This window comes from Holdemania sp., from assembly GCF_986127675.1.
On record NZ_CFQZWI010000002.1, the window covers coordinates 14,311 to 38,985 of the forward strand.

The 24,675-nt window shown below is 53.0% G+C and carries 22 protein-coding genes; 18 read left to right on the forward strand and 4 right to left on the reverse strand.

Annotated features, from left to right (window positions below):
- The first annotated feature begins 9 nt into the window (after positions 1 to 9).
- From AC5OW4_RS00560 to AC5OW4_RS00600, 9 genes are all read left to right on the forward strand, one after another.
- On the forward strand, positions 10 to 258 hold the full coding sequence (locus AC5OW4_RS00560; protein WP_493676514.1) for a (2Fe-2S) ferredoxin domain-containing protein: 249 nt from the start codon (positions 10 to 12) through the stop codon (positions 256 to 258).
- Positions 255 to 1,943 (forward strand): [Fe-Fe] hydrogenase large subunit C-terminal domain-containing protein, encoded by a 1,689-nt coding sequence (locus AC5OW4_RS00565; protein ID WP_493676515.1) that lies wholly within the window; start codon positions 255 to 257, stop codon positions 1,941 to 1,943. Before AC5OW4_RS00560 ends, AC5OW4_RS00565 begins: the two co-directional genes overlap by 4 nt.
- The gene (locus tag AC5OW4_RS00570; RefSeq protein ID WP_072686144.1) at positions 1,936 to 3,123 is read left to right on the forward strand and encodes a SpoIIE family protein phosphatase; all 1,188 of its coding nucleotides are present in this window, start codon (positions 1,936 to 1,938) and stop codon (positions 3,121 to 3,123) included. Before AC5OW4_RS00565 ends, AC5OW4_RS00570 begins: the two co-directional genes overlap by 8 nt.
- An 18-nt stretch (positions 3,124 to 3,141) precedes the next feature.
- Positions 3,142 to 3,678, forward strand: coding sequence for an NUDIX hydrolase (locus AC5OW4_RS00575; protein ID WP_493676516.1), 537 nt, complete (start codon positions 3,142 to 3,144; stop codon positions 3,676 to 3,678).
- Positions 3,679 to 4,226: 548 nt separating this feature from the next.
- Complete coding sequence (locus AC5OW4_RS00580) at positions 4,227 to 5,048, forward strand: C39 family peptidase (RefSeq protein WP_493676517.1); 822 nt, start codon at positions 4,227 to 4,229, stop codon at positions 5,046 to 5,048.
- Positions 5,049 to 5,601: 553 nt separating this feature from the next.
- Positions 5,602 to 7,194: an ABC transporter substrate-binding protein gene (locus AC5OW4_RS00585; RefSeq protein WP_493676518.1), complete on the forward strand. Its 1,593-nt coding sequence runs from the start codon at positions 5,602 to 5,604 to the stop codon at positions 7,192 to 7,194.
- Positions 7,195 to 7,291: 97 nt separating this feature from the next.
- Complete coding sequence (locus tag AC5OW4_RS00590) at positions 7,292 to 7,849, forward strand: TetR/AcrR family transcriptional regulator (protein ID WP_493676519.1); 558 nt, start codon at positions 7,292 to 7,294, stop codon at positions 7,847 to 7,849.
- 95 nt (positions 7,850 to 7,944) lie between these two features.
- Entirely contained in the window at positions 7,945 to 9,309 is a 1,365-nt protein-coding gene (locus AC5OW4_RS00595; protein ID WP_072685830.1) for a radical SAM/SPASM domain-containing protein, read from the forward strand.
- A gap of 271 nt (positions 9,310 to 9,580) precedes the next feature.
- Complete coding sequence (locus tag AC5OW4_RS00600) at positions 9,581 to 10,159, forward strand: ECF transporter S component (RefSeq protein WP_493676520.1); 579 nt, start codon at positions 9,581 to 9,583, stop codon at positions 10,157 to 10,159.
- Positions 10,160 to 10,294: 135 nt separating this feature from the next.
- Here the strand turns inward: AC5OW4_RS00600 and AC5OW4_RS00605 are convergent, their stop codons facing one another.
- Both AC5OW4_RS00605 and AC5OW4_RS00610 read right to left on the reverse strand, forming a co-directional pair.
- Positions 10,295 to 11,539, reverse strand: coding sequence for an MFS transporter (locus AC5OW4_RS00605; RefSeq protein ID WP_072685834.1), 1,245 nt, complete (start codon positions 11,537 to 11,539; stop codon positions 10,295 to 10,297).
- A 242-nt stretch (positions 11,540 to 11,781) separates the two neighbouring features.
- Positions 11,782 to 13,017 (reverse strand): pyridoxal phosphate-dependent aminotransferase, encoded by a 1,236-nt coding sequence (locus tag AC5OW4_RS00610; protein ID WP_493676522.1) that lies wholly within the window; start codon positions 13,015 to 13,017, stop codon positions 11,782 to 11,784.
- Between the two features lie 97 nt (positions 13,018 to 13,114).
- On the opposite strand from AC5OW4_RS00610, the gene AC5OW4_RS00615 reads away from it, so the two are divergent.
- On the forward strand, positions 13,115 to 14,245 hold the full coding sequence (locus tag AC5OW4_RS00615) for a pyridoxal phosphate-dependent aminotransferase (protein WP_493676523.1): 1,131 nt from the start codon (positions 13,115 to 13,117) through the stop codon (positions 14,243 to 14,245).
- Here the strand turns inward: AC5OW4_RS00615 and AC5OW4_RS00620 are convergent.
- Positions 14,229 to 14,810: a manganese efflux pump gene (locus tag AC5OW4_RS00620; protein ID WP_072685836.1), complete on the reverse strand. Its 582-nt coding sequence runs from the start codon at positions 14,808 to 14,810 to the stop codon at positions 14,229 to 14,231. The genes AC5OW4_RS00615 and AC5OW4_RS00620 overlap by 17 nt on opposite strands.
- Before the next feature lie 131 nt (positions 14,811 to 14,941).
- Here AC5OW4_RS00620 and AC5OW4_RS00625 point away from each other — a divergent pair, with 131 nt between their 5' ends.
- The gene (locus AC5OW4_RS00625; RefSeq protein ID WP_072685838.1) at positions 14,942 to 15,292 is read left to right on the forward strand and encodes a hypothetical protein; all 351 of its coding nucleotides are present in this window, start codon (positions 14,942 to 14,944) and stop codon (positions 15,290 to 15,292) included.
- A gap of 58 nt (positions 15,293 to 15,350) precedes the next feature.
- On the opposite strand, the gene AC5OW4_RS00630 is transcribed toward AC5OW4_RS00625, so the two are convergent.
- Positions 15,351 to 15,992 (reverse strand): YggS family pyridoxal phosphate-dependent enzyme, encoded by a 642-nt coding sequence (locus tag AC5OW4_RS00630; RefSeq protein WP_195395951.1) that lies wholly within the window; start codon positions 15,990 to 15,992, stop codon positions 15,351 to 15,353.
- A gap of 52 nt (positions 15,993 to 16,044) precedes the next feature.
- On the opposite strand from AC5OW4_RS00630, the gene AC5OW4_RS00635 reads away from it, so the two are divergent.
- The 7 genes from AC5OW4_RS00635 to AC5OW4_RS00665 all read left to right on the forward strand — a co-directional run bounded on the left by AC5OW4_RS00635 (position 16,045) and on the right by AC5OW4_RS00665 (position 24,594).
- Positions 16,045 to 16,932 carry a PHP domain-containing protein gene (locus AC5OW4_RS00635; RefSeq protein ID WP_072685842.1) on the forward strand — a complete coding sequence of 296 codons (888 nt, stop codon included), beginning with the start codon at positions 16,045 to 16,047 and terminating at the stop codon, positions 16,930 to 16,932.
- A 302-nt stretch (positions 16,933 to 17,234) separates the two neighbouring features.
- Positions 17,235 to 18,200 (forward strand): ABC transporter permease, encoded by a 966-nt coding sequence (locus AC5OW4_RS00640; RefSeq protein ID WP_006059835.1) that lies wholly within the window; start codon positions 17,235 to 17,237, stop codon positions 18,198 to 18,200.
- 13 nt (positions 18,201 to 18,213) lie between these two features.
- Positions 18,214 to 19,065 carry an ABC transporter permease gene (locus AC5OW4_RS00645; RefSeq protein WP_195395953.1) on the forward strand — a complete coding sequence of 284 codons (852 nt, stop codon included), beginning with the start codon at positions 18,214 to 18,216 and terminating at the stop codon, positions 19,063 to 19,065.
- Between the two features lie 14 nt (positions 19,066 to 19,079).
- Entirely contained in the window at positions 19,080 to 20,048 is a 969-nt protein-coding gene (locus AC5OW4_RS00650; protein ID WP_072685846.1) for an ABC transporter ATP-binding protein, read from the forward strand.
- Between the two features lie 3 nt (positions 20,049 to 20,051).
- The gene (locus tag AC5OW4_RS00655; protein WP_195395954.1) at positions 20,052 to 21,071 is read left to right on the forward strand and encodes an oligopeptide/dipeptide ABC transporter ATP-binding protein; all 1,020 of its coding nucleotides are present in this window, start codon (positions 20,052 to 20,054) and stop codon (positions 21,069 to 21,071) included.
- 155 nt (positions 21,072 to 21,226) lie between these two features.
- Entirely contained in the window at positions 21,227 to 22,822 is a 1,596-nt protein-coding gene (locus AC5OW4_RS00660; protein ID WP_195547914.1) for an ABC transporter substrate-binding protein, read from the forward strand.
- Positions 22,823 to 22,986: 164 nt separating this feature from the next.
- Positions 22,987 to 24,594: an ABC transporter substrate-binding protein gene (locus AC5OW4_RS00665; RefSeq protein WP_195547915.1), complete on the forward strand. Its 1,608-nt coding sequence runs from the start codon at positions 22,987 to 22,989 to the stop codon at positions 24,592 to 24,594.
- The last annotated feature ends 81 nt before the right edge of the window (positions 24,595 to 24,675 follow it).

Below are 24,675 nucleotides of genomic sequence, written 5' to 3' on the forward strand. Positions count from 1 at the left end.
AGAAGCGACATGGTCACTGTTGAAGTTTGTATTGGAAGCGCCTGTTACGTCAAGGGCAGCAATGAAGTCGTCACAATTCTGCAGAAGTTAATCAAAGAAAAAGGCTGGGAAGATCAGGTCAATGTGAAGGGGGCTTTCTGCATGCAGGTCTGCACACAGGGCCTGGGACTGCGCGTTAACGGCAAGCAGCTGCTGGGCGTCGGTCTGCATAATGTCAGAGAAGTGCTCGAGCGGGAAATTACGGCGGCCCTGGCATGAGCTACATCCAGCTGTCCGAGGCGAACTGCCGCAACTGCCTGCGCTGTGTGCGCGTCTGTCCCACCAAGGCGATGACGTATCAGAATCATCAGCCTACGATTCTTGAAGACGAGTGTATTCTGTGCGGCAAATGCTACGCAATCTGTCCGCACAGCGCCAAAAAGGTTCACAGCGACGTCGATCAGGTCCGTCAGTGGATCGCTCAGGGTCAGCCGCTGGCCTTAAGCATCGCACCGTCCTTTGCGTCGGTCTGGCCGGACTATCCGCGGCTGAAACGACAGCTGAAAGCGATCGGGTTTCAGGTGATCGAGGAAACGGCGGTCGGCGCCCGGCTGGTTTCTCAGGCTTACATGAAGCTGATCGAGGAACATCAGATGAAAAACATTCTGTCGACGTGCTGTCCGGCCGTCGTCACCTATGTTGAGAAAAATTTTCCGGAACTTGTCGATCAGCTGGCGCCGGTTGTGTCGCCGATGATCGCGCATGGCTATGATTTGAAAGAGCGTTATCCGGGTGTGAAGACGGTGTTTTTGACGCCATGCATCGCGAAGCAGAAGGAAGCTGCCGATCCGCGCTTTGCGGGGGCCATCGACGCGGTGTTAACGATGCCGGATCTTTCTGTCTGGCTGAAAGACGAACCTGTAAACGAGGATGAGGAACAACCGGAAGTCCGATGGGAAAGTCTGAAAGCCAGCACCGTACGAATGTATCCGACCCCCGGCGGGGTGATCCGCACCTTAAGCAGTTCGGACGAAGTGTACGAGCGGGTCAGTGCGGAAGGCATGGACCGCGTCCGGGATGCGCTGAAGTCGATCGCTCAGGGACACATGGAAGGCTATTTCTTCGAACTGTCGGCTTGCGAACAGTCCTGTCTGGGCGGTCCGCTGTTATGCCATGTCGATCACAGCGAATGGAAAGCGCGCAGCGCGATCCGGCGCAACATGGATCCGCAGGATCAGGTGCGCCTGGCCCAGCTGCCCGCGAATCTGCGCGCGAAGTGGCAGGCCGATCCAATCGAGCGGACGACGCATACCGAAGAAGAAATTAAGGACATGTTGTTTTTGATGGGCAAGACGACGCGGGAAAAGGAGCTGGACTGCGGCGCCTGCGGTTACGAAAGCTGCCGCGCCAAAGCGATCGCAGTGCTGGAGGGCAAAGCGGATCCGAAGCTCTGTCTGCCCTACGCACTCGAGCACGCCCAGTCGATTTCCAATCTGATCATCGAGAACACACCGAATGGAATTCTCGTGCTGGATGAGCATAACTGCGTGCGCGAGATCAATCCGGCGGCACTGAATATGATGAATTTGCAGGAAATTGATCCGATCGGCATGCCGGTCGAGTCGATTCTGCCGGATCAGGGGCTGCATGAGCTGCTTCAGGATTTTGTCGGCGTCCAGTATTACCGCTGCGAATATCCGCAATATCATAAAATCTTAAACCACGCGATGATCTCGATTGAGGACCACCGCTATGTCATCCTGATTTTAATGGATCTGACGGTGGAGGAAACCAAGGAGAAAGTCATCCGCCAGATGCAGATGAAGACGGCGGAGGTTGCGCAGACCGTCATCGACGATCAGATGCGCGTCGTTCAGGAAATCGCCAGCCTGTTAGGCGAAACGACGGCGAAGTCCAAGGTTGCCTTAACGCGGCTGATGAAAGCGATGGATGAAGATGATTGAAGAAAAAATCCATGTGGAAACGTCGTTTTCTTCGCTGATCAAAAAGAATGAGGAACTGTGCGGCGATAAGGTGGCGATCCGCTATTGCGATCAGTTCTGCATTCTGGTTTTGGCCGACGGGTTGGGCAGCGGGGTGAAAGCGAACATCCTTTCCACACTGACCAGCACGATCATCTGCGAGATGATGGCAGAGGGTGCGACGCTGCAGGAAGCAGTCGACACGATCACCGCGACGCTGCCGCAATGTCAGGAGCGCGGCATCGCATACTCCACATTCACCATCGTTCAGATTTACTACGACGGGACGGCGCATTTGATCGAATTTGATAATCCGGCCGCCGTGATCATGCGCCGGGGAACCTGTATTGAATTGCCGCGGACAACGCGGGTGATCGGGCAGCGGCGAATCCGGGAAAGCAGCTTTCAGGTAGAGCCGAACGATTTCATCGTCGTGTTTTCCGACGGGATTATCCACGCCGGCGTCGGCACATTTTTGAACTTTGGCTGGGATCACGCCGATGTGGAAAAACATCTGACAGAATATTGCCGCTCGACTGATCCGGCACGCGAGGTGACGCGGATTTTACTGGCCTGCGTCAACGATCTGTATCAGGGCCAGCCAGGCGACGATTCGACGGTGGCCACGGCCAAGATCGTACCGGCCACGGAGGCCCGCGTGATGGTCGGGCCTCCGGAACATCCGGAGGACGACCGCAAGGTGGTCGGCCGTTTATTGAGCGCCACGGGGAAGAAAATCTGCTGCGGCGGGACGACGTCCAACATTGTTTCACGGATTACCGGCAAGGAAATCCAGATTGAAAACCTGTTATCCTTAACCTCCGACGTCCCGCCGATGGCCTATATCGAAGGGCTGGATTTAGTGACAGAAGGGGTGCTGACGCTGCAGAAAGCGAATGAATATCTGCACGAATGCGCTCAGTCGCCGCAGTTTTACGAGCAGTTTCTGCTGACGAAGCAGGAAGATGGCGCGATCTTGCTGACGAAAATGTTTTTGCAGGACTGCACGAAAATCGTGTTCATGGTCGGTCGTTCCGATAATCCCGCGCACCGCCAGTTAGCCTATTCGACGATCTCGCTGCGGGCAAAAATCCGGATGATTGAACGGATGGCTGAAAATCTCAAGAAGCTGGGCAAGATCGTCCAGATCGAGCTGTATTAAACAAAAGGATAATCGGGAATGAAATTGACGTGCAAAGAGCGAAGAAGCGTATTGAAAAATCCATGGATTCAGATTTTTCAGGATGAAGCGGAATATCCTGACGGCCAAAAGCTGTCCTATACTGTGCTGCATTATCCGCAGCCTTCGGCTGGCATGGTGGTGGAAAACACACGCGGTCAGATCCTTTTGATTCGCAGCTGGCGTTATCCGATAAACAAAGAAGGTTGGGAAATCCCGGCTGGTTCTGTGGAGGCGGACGAAAACCCGGCATCTGCGGCAATCCGTGAGGTTGGGGAGGAAACCGGAATTCAAGTTCAAACAAAAGGACTCTTATGCCGATTTTATCCCAGCAACGGCATGTCGGATCAGCTTGTTTACGTTTACGCGGGAACCGCGGAATCGGAGGACATTGCGATCGATCCGGCCGAAGTTGAGGAAGCGGCCTGGTTTGATTCAAAAACAGTGCTGCGGATGCTGAAGAATGGGACGATCCATTGTGGAATTTCCCAGTTGGCTTTGCGGACGTGGTTTATGGAGAAGTTGATAGAGATGTAGGAAAGCTGCCGGATCTTGCGGCAGTTTTCATTTGGTCAGAAGGCAGCCGGAACCGATCGTTTCTCCTAAGGAAGAACACCGCTGCGCAATCATGCAGGCTTCAGCCAGAGAAATTGTTCAAAAGTTTAGTGATGCTAAACTGATAATGTCACTTTATTAAATTTATACTTGCGCTGACGAATTTTTTTGATATAATTTTTTCGTGATTGAAGTTAAGGAGGGATGGGAAAACAGACGATCACGCCCGTTGATTTTGAATGATGAGTACCACGTCATTGCCGGTTGAAAACGACCGGCCGCATGACCTGATGTTCCACGAAGAACAGGCCTCGGACAGCCGGGTCAAATGCCGAAATTGAAACAGGGTTACCCTTGTTGATGCTAAAGCGTAATGCTTTGAAAAAGTTCTGTGACACGCAATCACCAAGCGGCCAAAAGCCATCGTCTTGTCTTTCTATCCTGAAGCGCAGGGAGCGCGCCGGAAGAAAATTGAAGAAACGAAAAGAACTGTTTTTGTTTTTCTATTTTGAAAGGGGAAGTATCATTTTATGAAAAAATTATTGACTGTGCTTTGCGCACTGCTTTTCATTGCGGGCTGTTCCGCCGCGCCTGCCGCGCCGACGCCTCTGGCTTCTGCGGACTCCGTCCCAACTCGCTCAGGCGGCAACTTTACGGATCAGATGAAGCTGGCTTACCGCGATGATCTGGATCCGGAAGCCGGCGCGGATGCGGTTGAGCGGCAGGGCGATCATCCGGATTCACCTTATTTTTCCACAGTTGACTTTTACAATGCCGAAAGTACGGAAACGCTGACGATTCTGCCGCATTTTCAGACGATTCAGCAGACTTCGGAGTGGTCCTGCGGGGTGGTTTCCGCGCTGTTGGTTTTCAACTATTATGATCAGCTGGGCGAACTGACCGAGCGCACACTGGCAGAACTGCGAAGCAACGGCCTGAGCCCGGAAGCGACCGATATGGAATCCATGATCGCGATCTTTAATCAGGTTGGCGGCTTCGATCTGGAAAGCAGCCTGGATTATCCGGCTGATCAGCTGGAAGCGGCCTTTCCATTAGAACGGTTTGAAGCCCTGCTGAAGGAAGGCACGCCGGTGATGGTCGCCTGGAACGACTGGGGCGGACATTGGCAGGTGGTGATCGGCTATGACAACATGGGAACGGAAACGACGCAGGATGATGTTCTGATCGTCGCCGATCCTTACGACACGACAGATCACAATCAGGATGGCTATACCGTCTATGGGGCGGAACGTTTTTATTACAACTGGACGATGTATGATTTCTTCGAAGAACAGGGAATGGAGAATCAGCGGGATCTGATGTTTCTGATCGCCACGCCGTCTGCCGGCTAACTTATCCAGATCAAGATCAAAGCTTTTCATCTCCGCTGTGGAAACTAACTGCGATTTTCTGAAAGCTGAAATAGAGAAAACGAACATGGAGAATTAATTTTCAGAAAATACTGAAAAAGAATTGACAAGTTTTTCGGTCTGCGGTAAACTAATCCCATCAACACAAATGCATAGATCAGGAAATGAGAAACTGGAACGTCGGGTTTAAGAGAGCTGCCGGAAGGTGCGAGGCAGTACGGACACCGGGGACAACTGCCCTGTTAGCAGCGAACTGAAAGGCCTGGCCGAGTAGGGGAAGCCGGGAATTCCCGTTATAGAAGAAGACATTCTCGCAAGTGCGACGATGTCCGCAGAGTGATCCTGTTTTAACAGACAGGATAATAGGAGTGGTACCACGGATTGATCATCCGTCTTCTAATTGGAAGGCGGATTTTTTGTGTTTGATTAAAGGGGGCTTGAGGGCGTGAAACTGGGGAAACAAACCGGAGTTTCCGGAGCACTGCTTTTCTGAACTGCAGGGTTAAGCGAAATTCAGAAAAGGAGAAAATTAATGATGAAAAACTGGGTAAAGAAAATTATCGTCGGCGTCTGCGCCGTCATGTTAACAGCCTGTGCTGTTCAGGGAGAGAACAGCGCCGCACCTGCCGCCACCGCGTCGGACGAACCGGTCAGCGGAGGAACCTACATCGTCCGCGGAGCGGGCGATCCGTACAGCTTCAATCCGGATTTGAAAGTCGACGACTGGGGCGTCGTCGCCTATCAGAATATCTTCAACCGGCTGGTCAAGCAGACGATTTCCAATGAAGTGGTCGGTGATCTTGCGGAAAGCTGGGAATTTTCCGACGATGGCCTGACGCTGACGTTCCATCTTCACGAAGGTGTGAAGTGGCATGACGGCGAGCCGTTCAGCTCCGAGGACGTCAAGTGGACGTTTGATAAGATCCGTACCGAAGGATATCAGTCCAACAGCTTCAAGCAGCTGAGCGAAATTACCTGCCCGGATGCAAATACCGTCGTATTCCATCTTTCCGAGCCGAATTCCGGGATTGTCGCCACGATCGGCTGGCTGGGAACCTTCATCATGCCAAAGCATATCTACGATACGCCGGAGTACGACTGGTCGACCAATCCAGCCAACTTCCAGCCCGTCGGCACCGGTCCGTTCAAGTTTGTTTCGTATGAAAAGAGCGTTGCGATCCGCATGGAGCGCAATGAGGATTACTTCAAGGGCGCGCCGTATATCGACGAATTAATCGTTTCGATTATTCCGGATGAATCGACAGCGTTCCAGGCATGGCAGAATGGCGAAGTCGACGACATTCTCGGCAAAGCCCCGTCTTCGGAAATCGCTGCGCTGAAGCAGGATCCAAATTACAACGTTTACCAATATGTCGCCACCGGCCGCGTTTATCTCTCGTTCAATCTGAAAGAAGGTCCGTTTGCGGACGTGCGCGTTCGTCAGGCGGTTGACATGGCGTTAAATCGTCAGGAAATTCTCGATAAGGCGGCCAAGGGCATCGGCAGCGTCCCGGAAACGTACATGACGCCGGTCTTTGACTGGGCGATGAGCGACACCGCGCGGATTCCGGAGATGGATCGGGAAGCGGCAAGGAAGCTGATTGAGGAAGCCGGCTATACCCAGGACGAAAACGGCTATTATTTCACCTGCACGCTGGACACGTTTGAAAGCGGCAACTTCAAGGATACCGCGACGGTCATTCAGGCGCAGCTGAAAGAAATCGGCATCGAAGTGAAGCTGAATATTTCGGAAATCGCCAACTTCCAGACCAAGGTGCTGGATAATTACAACTTCGATATGGCGATGAACTCCGGTTCGCAGGGCCCGGACGCCAATGCGATTGAAAACCGGATCGGTTCCAACGGTTCGCTGAACATCTCCAAATATGCCAATCCGGAAATTGACGAATTGTTGAAAGCGGGCATCGCCGTGTCGGATAAAGCGGCCCGTGGGGAAGTGTATAAGCAGATTCAGGAAATCCTGAAGCGTGATCTGCCGATGGTCATCGTTACCGATGAAATCTACAGCTATCCGATCAAGGCGACAATTCATAACCATCCGTTATCCACTGAAAAGTCCATGACGCTGGGGACCAACGAGTTCTCTGAAGTCTGGATCGAGCAGTAAGCCGAAAACTATGAATCTAAACAAATCCTCGGTTGTGTCGTTCCGGGGATTTCTTTTGGTTTTCGCATCGTGCTATAATGCGGGCGAGGTGATGGGAATGATCAGAACCCGGCAATGGATCATGGATAACTTTATGGCGCTGGCGCAGGAAAAACCGCTGAACAAGATCACCGTAGCGCAGATCGTAGGACGCTGCGGATTAAATCGAAACACGTTCTATTATTATTTTGAGGATATCCCGTCTTTGGTGGAAGCAATCTTTGCCCAGCAGGCGGCGGCTTTGCTTCCCGAGCAGCGGGATACGCTTTCGCTCCTGGACAGTCTGGATCAGGCGCTGGCCTGGTGTCAGAAGTATCGGCAGGCGGCCCTGCATATTTATCATTCGGCCAGCCGCGAATTGTTTCAGCAGCATCTGACCGATCTGATCGGCAATACGTTGGACGCTTATGCCCGTCAGGCGGGACTGGATGGAAAATATGAACCGGAAGCTCTGAAGACTGTGCTGCATTTTTACCGCTGCCTGCTTTTGGGGGTAACGCTGGACTGGCTGGACCATGATATGCGCTATGATCTTAAGGAGGAAGCGCGAAGTCTGATCACGCTGGCGGAAAACGGCGCGCTGCTGCCATCTGAATATTCAGGCAAACAGCCTTGATTGTCTGATCGTTTTACACCTGGCGAAATCTGTCGCTGGGTTTCTTTTTCTGGCTTTCCTATAATGAAACCAGTGGAAAAAGGAGAAGCTAATTTATGAAAACGATCGAAAAAATGAAATCCGCCGCTTTGGAAACCGCTGTTAAAACAGCGTTGGCGTATCTGGAACGGGATCCGGAGGCCAATATTCCCAAGGTGATGAAGCTGGTGGATCAGGTTTGCCCTGAGGACTGGTACGCGTCTCAGCGCCGGGCGGTGCGCGAGGTGATCGAACAGAAGAATCATTGGTATGACCTGATGCTGAAGCTGTATGATCTGGACGCCGGCGTCCGGAAAACATTCTTCACCAATTTCATTATCAACGCCTCCCTCAGAGGCAGCGCCCGTCAGATTGAAGCCTCGGCTGAAAATCAATGCAATGTTCCGTGGGCGATTCTGCTGGATCCGACCTCGGCGTGCAATCTGCGCTGCACCGGCTGCTGGGCGGCGGAATACGGCCATCAGCTGAATCTCAGCGTGGCGGAAATTGACAACATCATCACTCAGGGCAAAGCTCTGGGGACCTTTATGTATATCTATACCGGCGGGGAACCGCTGATGCGCAAAGCGGATCTGCTTACGCTCTGCCGGAAGCATCCGGATTGCGAGTTTCTGGCGTTTACCAATGGAACACTGATCGACGAGGCGTTTTGCGAAGCGATGCTGGAAGTGAAGAACTTCGTACCGGCGATTTCACTGGAAGGCTTTGAAGAAGCCAACGACAGCCGCCGGGGCGCGGGGTGTTATGCGAAGGTCCGCGCGGCGATGGCGCTGCTGAAGCAATACAAGCTGCCCTTCGGCGTATCGACGTGTTATACCAGCGCGAATGTGCAGGATGTCAGCAGCGAGCGGTATTTCGATCAGATGATCCGGGACGGCGCATTGTTCGCCTGGTTCTTCCACTACATGCCGGTCGGCAATGAAGCGGCGCCGGTGTTATTGCCTTCTGCGGACCAGCGGGCCTGGATGATTCAGCAGATCCGCGGCTTCCGCAAGACGAAGCCCATCTTCACGATCGACTTCCAGAACGACGCCGAATATGTCGGCGGCTGCATCGCCGGCGGCCGGCGTTATCTGCACATCAACGCCAACGGCGATGTCGATCCGTGCGTGTTCATCCATTATTCCAATGTGAATATCCGCGAGCATACGTTGCTAAAAGCTCTGCAAAGCCCTTTGTTTATGGCTTATTATCACAACCAGCCGTTTAATGAAAACATGCTGCGGCCATGTCCGATGCTGGAAAATCCGGAAATCCTGCCCCGGCTGGTCAAGCAAAGCGGCGCAGTTTCGACAGATTTGCAATCGCCGGAAAGCGCGGAACATCTGTGCGCGAAATGTCAGAACTACGCGCAGGTGTGGGCGGTTCGTTCCCAACAGATCGCAAACGAACTGCATCCGCAGGGAAACTCTGACAAGTAAGCGGTTTGCTGAGAAAACCCGGCCGGACATGAGAATCGGCGCGGGTTTTTCTCTTTTCTCTGCGGCTTGGCCGAACTGACCCACGTTAATCTGGCCGGGGGCTCACGCTTGGAAAATCAGTCGTATAACCCCTCAATAAATAATAAAAAAGTTTTCCCCCGCCGTTCTTTTTGTATTACAATAAGGAAGACCGCGGCGCCGGTTTCCTCGGGAATTCTGCGGGAAGCGGATTTTCTACGCGGTATTCTGAAAGCGAAAAGGGGGATTTGGAATGAAAAAAAGGACGCAGACGATGGCGTTTATCGCTATCTTTGCGGCGATCAATTACATTGTTTTCAGCTATTTGAAGATCGACATCCCATTGGCGGCCGGATCTTCAGTCGCGATCCACGTCGCAAATGCGATCGTGGTGGTGTCGGCTTTTTTGTTAGGACCAGCCGAGGGGGGCGTTGCCGGAGCGATCGGCTTGTCGATTGCCGACTTGCTGGATCCGCGCTATGTCGCATCCGCACCGAAGACATTTTTCCTGAAATTCTGCATCGGCTATCTCTCCGGAAAAGTCGGACAGAAGCTGGGACTGGCGCAGGCCGCAGATTCCAGACAGGCGGCTCAAATCGCAGCGATCAGCGCGGCGGCGGGCCTGGGTTTCAACGTGGTCTTTGATCCGATCATCGGTTATTTGTTCAAACGGTTTATTCTGGGGATCAATGCCGAAGCCGCGGCGATCATCCTGACCTGGACCGGCGGTGTTACCGCCTTCAACGCCGTGATCTGCGTCTTTGTTTCCGTATTCTTGTATATGGCGTTAAGAAAACCGTTCGCCAGTATTTACGGGCGGAAGGAGAGTTAAGGCAAAACGCGTCCGGACGGAAAAGGAAACAAGTTCTCTCAAACAAAAAAGAAAAACCACCGCAGGAACAAGCTTCTGTCATGCGGGCAGAGAGCAGGATTCCATTCGGTGGTTTTTTTGTGGACCCGCGGGATTTCAGACTTCCGGATTCAATTCCGCCTGGATGAAGCGTTCCTTGATTTCCGGATAGACAAACAACAGAATAAACGGCAGAATCGAGATCAGACTGGAAACGGTGCCCAGTACGCTCAGATCGACGAATTCCGCGATGAACCCGAAAGCCAGCGAGGATAACGCCTGACCGCCGCTGGAGGCCATCATGATAAAGCCGGAAATCATCGCCCGCTTTTCCCGCGGGATGACCAACATGAACGCGGCGTTGAGAATCGCGTTGGCCACGGCGCTGACAAAATAGGTGATCAGAAAGGTGAACGCCAGCGAGTTGAACGTCTGCATCGAATAACAGACGGCAAACAACAGGGAACTTAACGGAAAACCGAACAACATCAGTCGGATCCGCAGCTCCGGTTTGATATTCAGCGTGCCCATGAAAATCGTGCCGATCAGCGCGGAAATCGACTGCAGCGACATCAGATAGCCATACTGTACGACGTCCAGCCCCCGGCCCAGACAAAACGGCAGGAACACGGCGCCCATGCCCGAGCCGAAGAAATTGGCGGACACCGCGATGATGACGATCAGGCGGAAGCAGCGGTCGTTGAACACATACTGGGCGCCCTCTTTCAAATCGGCAAACAATGTTTTCAGGTTGATCGGCATGCCTGTCTTGGGCGCCCGCGGCACGTCGATGAAGCATTCGGTGAACGCGGAGATCAACAGGGAGACCCCGTTGAGCAGGATGACGAAGGGAACGCCGAGAAACGCGATGATCGCTCCGCTCAAGCCTTTGCCGGCCATCGCGACGAGCGAGCGCATGCCGCCGGAGAGCGACTGCGCCCGGACCAGATCCTTCGGCATCACCAGATCGGTCATGACGGTCATTGAAGCCGGTGTGAAAAACGCGTTGCACAGGGCGGCGATGAAAGCTGTAGCCAGCACCATCCAGACTTCCAAGTGCTGGCTCATCGCGATCAGGCCCAGTCCGATCATCGTTAAGCCGCGGATCAGGTCCGTGCCGACGATCATCCATTTGCGGTGGCTGCGGTCGATGATCGCACCGCAGAAGGGTCCCAGGATCATTGCAACAAACATGGAGATGCTTGTCAGCAGACCCATTAATGCGGTGGATCCGGTTTTCTCATAGACCCAATAGCCGATGCAGATGCTGTAAAGCACATCGCCGAATGTGGAGAACAGCGTACCCTGCCACAGCAGGATAAAATTTTTATTCCAGAGCTTCAGTGTTTTCGTTTCATTCATGACGTCCACCTCTTGTTAGTTCCATAATATGACAAAGCGATTAAACTGTCAATTAAAATTATGAATTATAAAATAAAAATAATTAATTTAATATTTTAAATTTTGATTTTTAAAATAAAAATGATGAAAAAAGTTTCTTATTCGAATAAAGGGACCAAGCGGGGGCCGGTCTGAGCGAAGGGTAAAGCAAACCCTGCCAATGTCTCGGCAGGGTTTGTTTGAATCCAAAGAAAATGTGAACTTTATTGCAGCGAATCCAGAATCGCTTTCATCCGCCCGGCCAGTCCCTGCACTTTCGACAGACTCAGCGAACAGAGTGCGACGCGGATTCCTTTGTTGACCTTGACGGTGTAGATATGATTGTCGATCAGCTTCTGATGATATTGATCACGCAGCGCGTTATCCTTCATCTGCAGCGTTACAAAGAAACCTTCTTTATAAGGATAACAAAGCAGACCGCAAGCGGCGGCTTCTTCGATGAAGCACTGGCTGCGCTGTTTCAGCAGATCGACATAGCGCTGTTTTTCTGCCTCGAAGCCAGCGCGGTTTTCCGTCGTGATCCAGGTGAAGTTTTCCATCGCGGCGTTGGGGATGTTGCTCCATGTGGCGCGGGCGGTCTTTTCGAAAACGATCTCGGCTTCGCGCACGCGCTGGGCGTTTTGTCCCAGAATTAATGCCGCCCCGCAGCGCAGGCCGTAAGAGGTCAGCGTTTTGGAACAGCTGAACGCGATCACGGCCAGCACGTTTTCATTTATTTCATTAAGGCAGCTCAGATAATCGCGGCTGTGCAGGCCCTGATAGCTGTAATCAATATAAGCGATATCGTTGAGAATCACGCACGGTCCCTGTTTGCTCAGCTCGTTGAGGAAGTGGACGATTTGCCGCCATTCCGCCAGACTCATGGAATAGCCGGTCGGGTTGTGGCATGGATCATTGATCACGGCCAGCAGCCGTCCCTGCTCGCTCATCACCTGGCGGCAGACGCTTTCAAACGAAGCGAAGTTGAAGTGATCGCCGTCAAACATCGCGTAGGAAGCGGTCTTCAGCCGGGCCTGGGCGGCCATCAAGTTGTACGATCCCCAGCAGATTTCCGGCAGGACGACAGTTTGTCCCGCTTCCAGAACATTGATCATCGTCATGTTGACGGCGCCGGTGCCGCCCGGGGTAGCGATGACGGAGGCGTTTAATTTGATCGGCTGATCCTGCAGCACCCAGTTTCTGACCTGAGTCCGGTAGCCAGGATTGCCGGTGAAGCTGGCGGCGTAAGCCGCTTTGACTTCCTTGGCGATCGCGTTGTAGTGGTCGAAGACATTCTGGTAGGCGACAAGTCTGCCCTGTTCATCGTAAAGGGAGCCGATCGTCGCGTCGACGACGGCCTCTGCGCCATGTTCGGCGATATCCTGCTTCGCCATTGAGACGACGGCGAAGACGGTATCTTCAATCGGCTGCAGATCGGCGGATTGTTTCATAAAAGACATCGGGATCATCTTCTTTCCTTGATTAATGTCTTGATTATAACTGAATTGCACAGAATTGAAAAGAACCTTTCATACAATGAAAAGAAAGGAGGCAATTATGCGAATTCATGAAGAAGTACGAAAAATGCCGGTCAGTCCGATCCGGACCTGGACTGCGCGGCTGCATGAGTCCGGTGCGCGGGCGCAGCTGACGCTGGGCGAGCCGGCGCAGAGCACGGATTTGAGGATCGCGGAAGCCGCGTCGGAAGCGCTGCGGCAGGGCCTGACGCACTATCCCCCAGCCGCCGGACTGGCCCCGCTGCGACAACAGCTGGCAGAGCGCGAGCGAGCTTTGCGCGGCTGGACGTTTCATCCGGAACAGATTCTGATCACCAATGGGGCACAGGAGGCGCTGGCAGTCTGCTGCCTGGCGTTATTGAATCCCGGCGACGAGGTGCTGGTGATGGATCCCGGCTATCCCGGTACGCTCAGCGCAATCGCACTGGCGTCTGCCGTACCGGTGTTCTGTTTGACCGACGATCAATTTCAGCCGGAGTTTGCGGCGATGGAACGTGCGGTCAGCGCGCGGACCCGGGCGATTATCGCCGCCAGTCCGAATAATCCGACCGGTCAGGTTTTATCTGCCGACGCATTAGAGCATCTGGCAGCCCTGGCGGAAAAGTTTGATCTGGCGCTGATCCTGGATGCGGCTTACGAACAGTTAAGCTGGAAACCGCTGAATTTCAAGGTGTTGCGGTCTGCCCGTCACCGCGTGATCTTCGTCGGCAGCTTTTCCAAGACGTATGCGATGACCGGCTGGCGGCTGGGCTGGATCAGCGCTCCCCGGCGCTGGAATCCGGCGCTGCTGAAAACACATCAGGCGCTGGTCTCCGGCGTGGCTGGATTTGTGCAGAAGGCCGGCTGCACCGCGCTGACGCTGTCGGCTGCGCCCTGGCGGCAGACTGTTGAAAAACAATGCGAACACGCCTGGCGGCGGCTGAATGAAATCGGTTTATCCTGTCTTTGTCCGGAAGGCAGCTTTTACTGCTTTCCGTCGATCGTCTCAACCGGTTTGACCAGCGAACAATTTGCGCTTGCGCTGGCGGAACAGGCCGGCGTCGCCGTCTTGCCGGGAACGCTGTTCGGCAGGCGCGGAGCAGGTCATGTGCGGATATCGGTCGGCGGCGAGTGGGAAACGCTGAACTGGGCGCTGGATCAGATCGAAAAGTTCGTTAAAGCAGCCGGCTGAAGGCCAAAAGCAGAAACAGCAGCGAAGGCAGGTATTCACTGCCTTTTTCAATTCTTCGGACAAACGGCAGCACTGGGCAGAGATTGCCGGCCATAACCAACAGGAAATTCACAAGCGCAAAACACAGCGCTGTCGAGCCCACCGGCGCTCCATCCAGAGCGAAGCTGAATCCCAGCACGGCGTTGTCCAGACTTAACGCCAACCCCAATAACAACGCTTCGCGGCTGCTCAGACGCTGGTTGTGATCCAGATCGGAGCTGGCCGGGTCGTTGATCATCGTGATCAGCGTGGGTGAACCGGATCTGCGTTTTTTTAACGCCTCTGCAAACGACAGGTAAGCCAGACAGAAAAACAACACAAAGCCTAATCCCCGGGCGGCGCCCGGGGGAATGGCGGCCGTCATTCGCCGCGCGGACAACATCACCGCACTGACGATCACCAGCGGGCAAAGCGAGATGAAAAGCAGCTGCGGCAGACAGATGCGGATTTTTTTCAGCCGGAAGGTGAATCCGCTGAAAAAACCGTCCAGACTGACCAACAGGCTTAAAAAGATCAGATGGGCCATAACACTCCTCCTCTATCGTCAGGGTATGAGCGGCCCGGCCGCGCTGTCCAGGCGAAGAACCCGGGAAGTTTTCTTTGTCAGATTCCGTCGAAGTCATGTATAATAGAGGACGTTAAGTTAGGAGTGAGTTTATGAGCTTTGCCAGAAGATATGGCATTCCCTTTCTGATCATGATCGTCAGCGGCCTGATCGTGCGGCTGTTCAATATGTATCTGCCGGTTTCGATCCGTTCGACGCTGGTGACGATCGCGATCGCAATCAGTTTGTTCGCATTCGGCCTGAGTTTGCATATCCATAAAAAAAGACGAGATGAGTCATGGTTTAAAAAACTCGTCATCTCGTTCTTTCTGATGTTTTTCGTGTTATGGGATCTGGGCTATATCGTCTTCCCGCAGCTGAAATCCATTTTCAACTTTCTGGGGATCCAGGGGTTTGTTATCTATATGGTTTATGTGTACTGCGGCTGGGCGTTTTTTGATTGATCCGCTGCCGTTGTTCCCACTAAAAACGAAAAGCGCAGCCCCGGGGATGTACGAAGGCTTAATCTTCGAACAGAATCGTCCCCAGGCGCAGCTGCGTGGAGCCTTCGCGCAGGGCGATCGGGTAATCGTGACTCATCCCCATCGAACAGATCGTAAACTGCGGGCCGCCGTAGTTCTTTTTCAGCCGATCAAATAAGGCGCGGGCCTGACGGAAGACGGCGGCAATGGCGGCTTCATCCTCCACATGCGGCCCCATCACCATGATCCCTTCGGGAATCAGATGTTCAAACTGGCTGAGTGCTTCAAAGAAAGCGTCGGCCTGGGCGGCTGCCAATCCGGTTTTGGTCGTCTCCTGGGCCAGATTGAATTCACTCAGCACGCCGATCGTCCGGCTGAGGCGGGCGGCTTCCTTGTCCAGCACGGCCGCCAGCTCCAGCGAATCCAGCGAACAGACACGGTGCAGATAAGGCAAAACGGCGCGGACCTTGTTGCGCTGCAGGTGGCCGATAAAATTCCAGCGGATATCGGATGGCAGCTGCGGCGCCTTCTGCAGCAGCTCCTGTGCCCGGTTTTCCCCGAAATCGCGCGCGCCGCGATCGTAATAAGCCTGGATCTGGGCGATGGAGCGATGCTTGGAGACGATTAAAAGCTCGCATTGGTCTTGACATTGATGAAGAATGGTTTCATAAAGCTGCGGCATACTATCCCTCTTTTCTTGGGATATTATACCACTTTCAAAGGAGGAATGAACGATGAAAGCAGATCTGCACATCCACTGTTCAGCCAGTTTTGACGCCACGGAATCCGTGGAAACGATCCTGCGCCTGGCGCGGGAAAAGCATCTGGACCTGATCGCGATCAGCGACCATAATGAGATCGACGGCGCGCTGAAGCTGGAGGCCAAGGCGCAGGAAACGGGGATCGAAACGCTGCGGGGCATTGAAATCGACTGCTTCTTCGGCCGCAATATCGTACATTTGTTAGGTTACGGCTGCGATCTGCGTGATCCCGGCTTCACGCGCTTAAAGAATCATTACATCGAAGAGCTGCGGCGCACCGGACGTCAGCGGCTGGCATTGATCGAGGAGCATTACGGCTTGAAGCTAAACGAAGCGGCGATCATCGCACGGGCACACGGCCGGCCGTATACCAACGTTGAAATTACGCAGGAGCTGCTTGAAACTCAGGCTCATCCTGATCTGAAGCCATATCAGACAGGCGCACGCAGCGCCAATCCGATCGCCAACTTCTATTGGGATCAGCTGGCGGTGGGGTGTTGGGGCTATGCCGAAATGCGGCTGCCGGACTGGCGGCAGGTTGTGGATTATGTGCATCGCTGCGGCGGAGCGCTGATCGTCGCTCATCCGATGCAGAATCTGAAGCTGGACGCCGCGGCGGCGGAAGAACTGCGCGAAGGCGGAGCGGACGGTTTTGAAGTTTACAGTTCTTACCATGATGAGAAAGGCCGGCGGTTTTATCATGAATTCTGCCGGAAATGGGGACTGGCCGAAACTTTCGGCAGTGATTTTCATGGGGCGACCAAACCGAATATTGATTTGGGAAAGACGGGCTTTGACGGCGACTGCGCGGCGATGATCGCGCTTCTGAAAGCCCGGATCGCGTACTGGCAGGCGCGCTGAACAAGGCGCGCCCGGCTTATTTCAGGGGCTGAAAAAGGAGATATCCGGCGGCAAATTTGAACAAGTTCCGTTTACAAGCACTTTCTGAAAACGAATGTAAAAAATAAGAAAAACGGCGCAAAATGGTAAAAAAAACGGGAAAATTCTTTTCAGGTTATTCCATTTGACAGATTTTCGTGTATAATAGAAAGCAATGAAATTATGTTTCATTGAATGTAAAATTATGAAAATTTTACATTTTTATTTTCCCGTTTGAGAGGACAGAGGAAAAAGATTTTTAGGTAAAAGGAGGAAATCTTGAAATGAAACGTTATATTGGAAAACGTGCATTGAGTGGTCTTCTCGTTGTCCTGTTGTCAGTCTGCTTCAACTTTACGTTGATCCGTCTGGCTCCGGGCGATCCGATCCGCATTATGGCGGGCACGGATAATCCAAACGAAGAGATGATCGAAGCACTGCAGCAAAAATATGGCCTGGACAAATCCATTCCGGAGCAGTTCGTCATGTTTCTTGGCAATGTAGCGAAGGGGGACTTGGGGTATTCTTACATCAGCGACGAATCCGTCATTAAACTGATCGGCGAGAAGATCGGCCCGACACTGGCGCTGTCGTTAACCGCGGTGCTGCTGTCCGTCACCATTGGTACATTGATAGGAATCTACGCTGCGCGAAAGAACGGGTCCAAGTTTGACCAGTTCGTGTGCAGTATCTCGTATGTGTTCGACGCGACGCCGGGATTCTGGCTGGGGTTAATGATGATTCTGATCTTCGCTTCGACGCTGAAATGGTTCCCGACCTCGGGCATGGTGAACCTGAGAGCCAATTATAAGGGGTTTGCGTACTTCGCCGACGTCTGCCGCCATCTGGTGCTGCCGATTACGACGATGGTGCTGACGCAGACGCCGTATTACTTCCGAATCGCGCGTTCTTCCGTCTTACAGGTGATGTCGGAAGATTTCATCACGACGTTCAAGGCGACCGGCATGAAGGAAAGCCGGATCTTCAACAAGTATGTTCTGCGCAACGCGATTCTGCCGACCGTGACGGTTTTGGGCATGTCGCTGGCGTTTTTGCTTTCGGGTTCCGTCTTAATCGAAACGGTTTTCGCATGGCCGGGCATGGGCCGACTGATGTTCAGCTCGATTTCCAAGCGTGACTATCCGGTGCTGACTGGAATTTATCTGGTCACGTCCGTCGTTATCTGTATCGCGATGATTCTGGTCGATATCCTCTACGGCTTTATCGATCCGCGGATCCGCTACGACTAGGAGGAACAGTACAATGAAAAAAGACAATGTTTTTCAGGCTGCGATGCGGGTGTTGAAAAAGAACTCCCAGCTGCGCACGGGCGTCATTCTTCTGATCGTCTTATTGTGCATCGCTTTCTTCGCGCCGATTATCGCTCCGTGCGATCCGTATAAATTATATGATGCGCTGGTTGCCGGACCGGGCACGCCGGGACATATCCTGGGTACCGACGGTCTGGGCCGCGACGTTTTAAGTGAGATTATCTATGGGACGCGGACGTCGTTAATGATCGGCGTCGTCGCCGCGAGTATTTCCGGTATTCTGGGTACCTGCATCGGCGGCATCGCGGGTTTCTTCGGCGGCAAGATCGACCGGCTCATTTCGGAATTCATGAACTTCTTCCTGATGACGCCGTCGTTCTTCCTGATTCTGATCATCGTCGCGCTGTTTGGCAGTAACATCATGTACATCATGATTGTTATCGGCCTGACTTCGTGGACCGGCAATGCGCGTTTAATGCGTGCGCAGGCGATCTCCTTAAAGGAGAGAACGTTCGTCAAGAGCGCGCAGGCGATGGGCGAAAGCCGCTTCAGCATCATGTTCAAGCACATCATTCCAAACGGGATTTTCCCGATTATCGCGCAGACCACGATGAACGTCTCCAGCGCGATCCTGTCCGAAGCCGGCCTGTCATTCTTGGGCTTAGGCGATCCAAATGTCGTCAGCTGGGGTCAGATTATCTACCATGGCAAACAGTACATGCCGAAGGGCTGGTGGATTTCCACCTTCGCCGGCGTTGCCGTTGTCTTCACCGTTCTGACATTCTTCCTCATCGGTGACGGCCTCAACCGCGTGCTCTCGCCTAAGATGGACGCCAATAACTAGGGAGGAAGGAAAAAATGGCATTATTAGAACTGAAAAACGTCAATGTACGTTATATTATGAAGGACAAGAAGGTCCATGCCTGCCAGCATGTCAGCCTGGAAATTGAGGAACAGGATTCGATCGGCATCGTCGGCGAGTCCGGTTCCGGCAAATCCACGCTGGCCAGCGCCGTTCTGCGCCTGCTGCCGCACCGCATCACGCAGGTCGACGGCGAAATTTTGTACAACGGCAAGGATCTGTTAAAGTTAACGAAGGATGAAATGGATGCGCTGCGCTGGACCGATCTGTCGATCGTATTCCAGAAGTCGATGAGCGCGCTGAGCCCGGTTCACAAGGTCGGTGCGCAGATGGAAGACGTTTACCGCGTGCATTTTCCAAACGCGGACAAGAATGAAATCAAACAGCGGGTTTACGATCTGTTCAAGGTCGTCAACCTGTCTGACCGTGTTTACGAGTTATATCCGCACGAACTGTCCGGCGGCATGATGCAGCGTGTTTCAATCGCGCTGAGCCTGCTTCACAATCCGCGCTTACTGGTTCTGGACGAAGCGACAACGGCGCTGGACGTCGTTACGCAGAGTCAGATCCTGCGCGAGATCATGAGTCTGGAACAGAATCTGAACGTAACCCGGATTATGATTACCCACGACGTTTCCGTTGTCGCCTCGACCTGCAAGAAGATCGCCGTCATGTATGCCGGCCGATTGATGGAAAGCGGCGAGACGAAGGACGTCTTAGTCAATCCGCAGCACCCATACACGCAGGGGTTGCTTAAATCGTTCCCGTCCTTTAAGGGCGCCAAGAACGATCTGCGCGGGATTCCGGGTTCGCTGCCGGATTTAAGTCAGGAAATTCCAGGCTGCGTCTTCGCGCCGCGCTGCCCGTTTGCGACTGAGAAATGCCGCACGGTTGAGCCGGAATTGAAGACGGTCAACGAGAAGGGCAACTGGAAGGTTGCCTGCCACAAGGTAGGAGGTGAATAAGCGATGTCGGATACAGTAAACTCAGATGTAGTTATTCAGGTCAAAGACCTGACCCGCTGGTATATCCAGAAAAAAGTGACCAAGCAGGATGGCAAGGTCAGCAAGAAACAGACGATCAAGGCTGTCGACGGCGTCAGCTTTGAACTGAAACGGGGCGAAACCTTAGGCGTTATCGGCGAATCCGGATGCGGTAAGTCGACGCTGGGCCGCGTTTTGATCCATTTGGAAGATCCGACGGCCGGTGAGATTTTATATCACGGTGTTTCCAGCACTCAGCTGAAAAAGAAGGATCGGCTGGCTTTCTGCCGGACCTGCCAGATGATTTTCCAGAACCCGTTTGATACATTTGATCCGCGGTACACGATCGAAAAAATCTTCATGAGCACGATGAAGCTTCACAAAATCGGCGCCAATGATGAAGAACGGCACAACATTATGATCAAAACGCTGGAAGACGCCGGAATGGCGCCGGCCACCGATTATATCTACCGTCACCCGCATGAACTGTCCGGCGGTCAGCTGCAGCGTATTTCGATTCTGCGAAGCATGCTGCTGCGCCCGACGTTCTTAGTTGCGGACGAACCGGTCAGCATGCTGGACGTTTCGATCCGTGCGGATATCATCAATATGCTTCAGACATTAAGCAAGGAAGAAAACACGGCGATGGTTTTCATCAGCCATGATATCGCGACAACCCGTTATATTTCCGACCGGGTCGCGGTCATGTACCTGGGCCGGATCGTGGAAACGGGCGTTACCGACGAGGTTCTGCACAATCCGCAGCATCCGTATACCAAGGTTCTGATTTCCAACTGCGCATCTTTGGATCCATTGGAAAAACGCGAAATCATCGAAATTGAGGGCGAACCGCCGACCCCGATCAACACTGGCCCGGGCTGCTACTTTGCCCCGCGGTGTTATCAGGCTTGCGAGAAGTGTTTTAAAGAATATCCGGAAGCCCGTGATCTGGGCAACGGACATATTGTTTCCTGTCATTTTGTCGGCAACGACGCTGAAAAATAAACAGCGGTTCAGGCTCATCTGTGATTGACGGATGAGCCTTTTTTCGAACTTTTCTTCCTTCATTCACGAGCAAGGCCGCGTGGGAAACGACCTTGAGGGTGGGGAGTTTACCGCTCCGGCAAGGAAGCTGAAATAGAAGACAAGGAGAAAGAAAGATGAAATTTGCAAGAAAAGCACTGACTGCGCTGTTGGCGCTGGCGATGCTGGCTGGCTGTTCTTCTGCACCGAAGGAACCGGCCGCCAACCCGGAAAACCCGTCCGAGGGCGAACAGACGCCCGTTCAGGGCGGAACCTACATCATCCGTCAGGCTACCGATCCAGGCAGCTTTAACCCGGATATCAAGGGTGACGATATGGCGACCTACACGGCGACCAACGTCTTTAACCGGCTGGTAAAGACGACGGCCTCGACCGAAATCATTCCGGATCTGGCGGAAAGCTGGGAATTCAGCGAGGACGGCAAGACGCTGACATTCCATCTCTATGAGAATGTGAAGTGGCATGACGGCGAACCGTTCAGCTCGGAAGACGTCAAGTGGACGCTGGATATGATCCGTACTGAAGGTTTCCAGTCCAACAGCTTCAAAATGATTGAAGAAATCACCTGTCCGGACGCCAACACGGTTGTCATTCAGATGAGCTCTCCGAGCGCCGCGATTTTAAGTTCGTTAGGCTGGCTGGGGACGTTCATTCTGCCAAAGCACATCTACGAAGGTACGGATTGGACGGCCAACGAGGCCAACATGCATCCGATCGGCACCGGCCCGTTCAAATTTGAAAGTTATGAAAAGGGTCAGGCGATCACGTTAGTCCGCAACGACGATTACTTCATGGGCGCACCGTATCTGGACAAGCTGGTCATCACGATCATCCCGGATGCCAATACGGCTTTCCAGGCGTACATGAACGGCGAAGTCGACGATCTGATGCTGAATATCCCAAGCAACGAAATCGCCGGCTTAAAAGCCAATCCGGACTACACCGTTTACGAACGGGCATCCAACAACCGTACCTATCTGACCTTTAATTTTGACGAAGAACCGTTTAACGACGTGCGCGTGCGCGAAGCGGTCAACCTCGGCATCAACCGCCAGGAAGTTCTGGATAAGGCGGCGAAGGGCATCGGCGCAGTGCCGAAATATTACATGACGCCGGTCTTTGCCTGGGCAATGAACGACGCGGTGACAATTCCGGAACGGGATGTGGAAAAAGCTCGTCAGCTGCTGGAAGAAGCCGGGTATACCGCCGACGCTAACGGCATGTACATGAGCGTAACGCTCGATCTGTTTGACAGCGGCGATTTCAAGGATACCGCGACGGTATTGCAGCAGAATCTGAAAGAAATCGGGATTGACGTGAAGCTGAACATCACGGAAATGGGTACCTGGCAGCAGAAGGTTCAGGTCGACAGCGATTACCAGATGGCGATGCTTTCCGGATCGCAGGGACCGGATGCTTCAGCGATTTCGATGCGTGTGCATTCCGCCGGCGCATTTAACCTGGCGCATTGCAAAAACGCAGAACTGGACGCGTTGTTAGACGAAGGCGCGATCACGACGGATCAGACGGCCCGGGCTGAGATCTACAAGCAGGCGCAGGTCATCCTGGCGGAAGAACTGCCGATCGTTCCGGTCAAGGAAGCGACGTTTACCGTCGCCGTCCGCAATACGATCCATGGGCATCCTTATTCTGAGGAAGGCATCCACACGGTTGCTTCCAATGAATTCTCCCGTGTCTGGGTCGAAGAATAAGCAGAAATATTCAGGAAAAAGAGTTTGTGATCAGACTCTTTTTTTTATTGGATTGAAAAACTTTCTGAAAACTTCGAAGAATGATGAAAAAGAGATTGACTTGATTTACAGGAAGGGATAAACTGAAATTAATCTCTAGGGGAGAAAGAAAGGATCATAAGTTTATGAAGAAACTGATTCAAAGCCTGGCGGTGATCTTGGCTCTGGCGCTGACACTGACCGGGTGCGGTGGGGAAGGCAAGCCAGCGGCTTCACCGGCAACGGACGACAATTCGCAGATCAGCGAACCCAAGCAGGGAGGAACGTACGTGATGCGCAGTCACGGCGAACCGAACTCGTTTAACCCGAACATGAAAACTGACGATCTGCAGCTGCCTGCAACTTACAACATCTTTAACCGGCTGGTTAAGATGACGGTTGATAGCAGCGTCGTTCCCGATCTGGCGACAGATTGGGAATTCAGCGAAGACGGAATGACGCTGACTTTCAATTTACGCGAAAATGTAAAATGGCATGATGGAGAACCATTTACATCTCACGACGTTGTCTGGACGTTTACGCAGGTGCTTAAAGACGGTTATCAATCGAATACATTGAACATGATCGATTCGGTTACGGCCGACGGAGATTATAAAGCTGTCTTCCATCTGAAACAGCCGGACGCCTCGGTTGTCAGCGCGCTGAGCTGGCTGGGAACCTGGATTATGCCGGCCCATTTATACGAAGGCACGGACTGGACGCAGAACGAACACAATATGCATCCGATCGGAACCGGTCCGTTCAAATTTGAAAAATATACGCCGGGCGTTTCGATTGAAATGGTCCGCAATGACGATTACTGGGATGGGGCGCCGTATTTGGACAAGCTGATCATTTCGATCATTCCGGATGCTTCCACCGCCTATCAATCTTATCTCAATGGCGAAGTCGACGATATGCAGAGCGGCGTTCCGACTTCCAATCTGCAGGAGCTGATCGACGATCCTGAACATTATTCTGTTTATCAGTATGTTTCCAGTTCCAGAACCTATCTGTCGTTCAATCTTGGCGAAGATAAACCGTTCAGCGACGTTCGTGTCCGTCAGGCGATCGACATGGCGGTCGACCGTCAGGCAGTCCTGGACAAAGCGGCCAAAGGCTTCGGTGCGGTTTCTGAATACTACATCTCGCCGATGTACCCGTGGGCGCTCAACGAGGACGCCCGAATTCCGGCCCGGGATGTGGAGGTGGCCCGCAAACTGATTGAGGAAGCCGGCTACACTGCGGACGCCAACGGAATGTATTTCAGCTGTGAGCTGACAACCTTTGATTCCGGCGACTTCAAGGATTCCGCGATCGTTATTCAGGACAGCCTGAAACAGGTCGGCATCGACGTGAAGCTGAATATTCTGGAAATGGGCGCGTGGATGACGAAAGTGATCGACGATTACAACTTCGATATCGCCTTATGCTCAGGCGGACAGGGACCGGACGTTTCCGCGATCCGCAACCGCGTGCATTCGGAAGGCTCGCTGAATCTTGACAAGTATGTCAATCCGGAGCTGGATGAAGCGCTCAATCAGGGCGTACAGGTCTTCACGCAGGAAGAACGTGCTCCTTATTACAAGAAAGTCCAGCAGATCATGCACGACGATGTTCCAATCGTCATTCTGAAAGATTTCACCGCAGTTTATCCTGTCAAGAGCTACATTCATAACAGTCCGTTTGAGCCGGAAATGGCCAGCTTGTACGGTACGTATGAAATGGCCAAGGTCTGGATGGATCCCCAATAATCGAAAATCATAAAGAGAACAGGCAAATCCAGTCGATTTGCCTGTTTCCCGAGTTATCGGAAAATAAAAAACAAAAAAAGG

Bases quoted from the DNA above. Each gene is read 5' to 3' on its own strand.
- AC5OW4_RS00560 (WP_493676514.1), top strand. From the start codon at position 10: ATGGTCACTGTTGAAGTTTGTATTGGAAGCGCCTGTTACGTCAAGGGC.
- AC5OW4_RS00635 (WP_072685842.1), top strand. From the start codon at position 16,045: ATGAAAGCAGATCTGCACATCCACTGTTCAGCCAGTTTTGACGCCACG.
- AC5OW4_RS00615 (WP_493676523.1), top strand. From the start codon at position 13,115: ATGCGAATTCATGAAGAAGTACGAAAAATGCCGGTCAGTCCGATCCGG.
- AC5OW4_RS00640 (WP_006059835.1), top strand. From the start codon at position 17,235: ATGAAACGTTATATTGGAAAACGTGCATTGAGTGGTCTTCTCGTTGTC.
- AC5OW4_RS00660 (WP_195547914.1), top strand. From the start codon at position 21,227: ATGAAATTTGCAAGAAAAGCACTGACTGCGCTGTTGGCGCTGGCGATG.
- AC5OW4_RS00595 (WP_072685830.1), top strand. From the start codon at position 7,945: ATGAAAACGATCGAAAAAATGAAATCCGCCGCTTTGGAAACCGCTGTT.
- AC5OW4_RS00655 (WP_195395954.1), top strand. From the start codon at position 20,052: ATGTCGGATACAGTAAACTCAGATGTAGTTATTCAGGTCAAAGACCTG.
- AC5OW4_RS00565 (WP_493676515.1), top strand. From the start codon at position 255: ATGAGCTACATCCAGCTGTCCGAGGCGAACTGCCGCAACTGCCTGCGC.
- AC5OW4_RS00645 (WP_195395953.1), top strand. From the start codon at position 18,214: ATGAAAAAAGACAATGTTTTTCAGGCTGCGATGCGGGTGTTGAAAAAG.
- AC5OW4_RS00590 (WP_493676519.1), top strand. From the start codon at position 7,292: ATGATCAGAACCCGGCAATGGATCATGGATAACTTTATGGCGCTGGCG.
- AC5OW4_RS00610 (WP_493676522.1), bottom strand. From the start codon at position 13,017: ATGTCTTTTATGAAACAATCCGCCGATCTGCAGCCGATTGAAGATACC.
- AC5OW4_RS00575 (WP_493676516.1), top strand. From the start codon at position 3,142: ATGAAATTGACGTGCAAAGAGCGAAGAAGCGTATTGAAAAATCCATGG.
- AC5OW4_RS00600 (WP_493676520.1), top strand. From the start codon at position 9,581: ATGAAAAAAAGGACGCAGACGATGGCGTTTATCGCTATCTTTGCGGCG.
- AC5OW4_RS00665 (WP_195547915.1), top strand. From the start codon at position 22,987: ATGAAGAAACTGATTCAAAGCCTGGCGGTGATCTTGGCTCTGGCGCTG.
- AC5OW4_RS00605 (WP_072685834.1), bottom strand. From the start codon at position 11,539: ATGAATGAAACGAAAACACTGAAGCTCTGGAATAAAAATTTTATCCTG.
- AC5OW4_RS00580 (WP_493676517.1), top strand. From the start codon at position 4,227: ATGAAAAAATTATTGACTGTGCTTTGCGCACTGCTTTTCATTGCGGGC.
- AC5OW4_RS00570 (WP_072686144.1), top strand. From the start codon at position 1,936: ATGATTGAAGAAAAAATCCATGTGGAAACGTCGTTTTCTTCGCTGATC.
- AC5OW4_RS00620 (WP_072685836.1), bottom strand. From the start codon at position 14,810: ATGGCCCATCTGATCTTTTTAAGCCTGTTGGTCAGTCTGGACGGTTTT.
- AC5OW4_RS00625 (WP_072685838.1), top strand. From the start codon at position 14,942: ATGAGCTTTGCCAGAAGATATGGCATTCCCTTTCTGATCATGATCGTC.
- AC5OW4_RS00585 (WP_493676518.1), top strand. From the start codon at position 5,602: ATGAAAAACTGGGTAAAGAAAATTATCGTCGGCGTCTGCGCCGTCATG.
- AC5OW4_RS00630 (WP_195395951.1), bottom strand. From the start codon at position 15,992: ATGCCGCAGCTTTATGAAACCATTCTTCATCAATGTCAAGACCAATGC.
- AC5OW4_RS00650 (WP_072685846.1), top strand. From the start codon at position 19,080: ATGGCATTATTAGAACTGAAAAACGTCAATGTACGTTATATTATGAAG.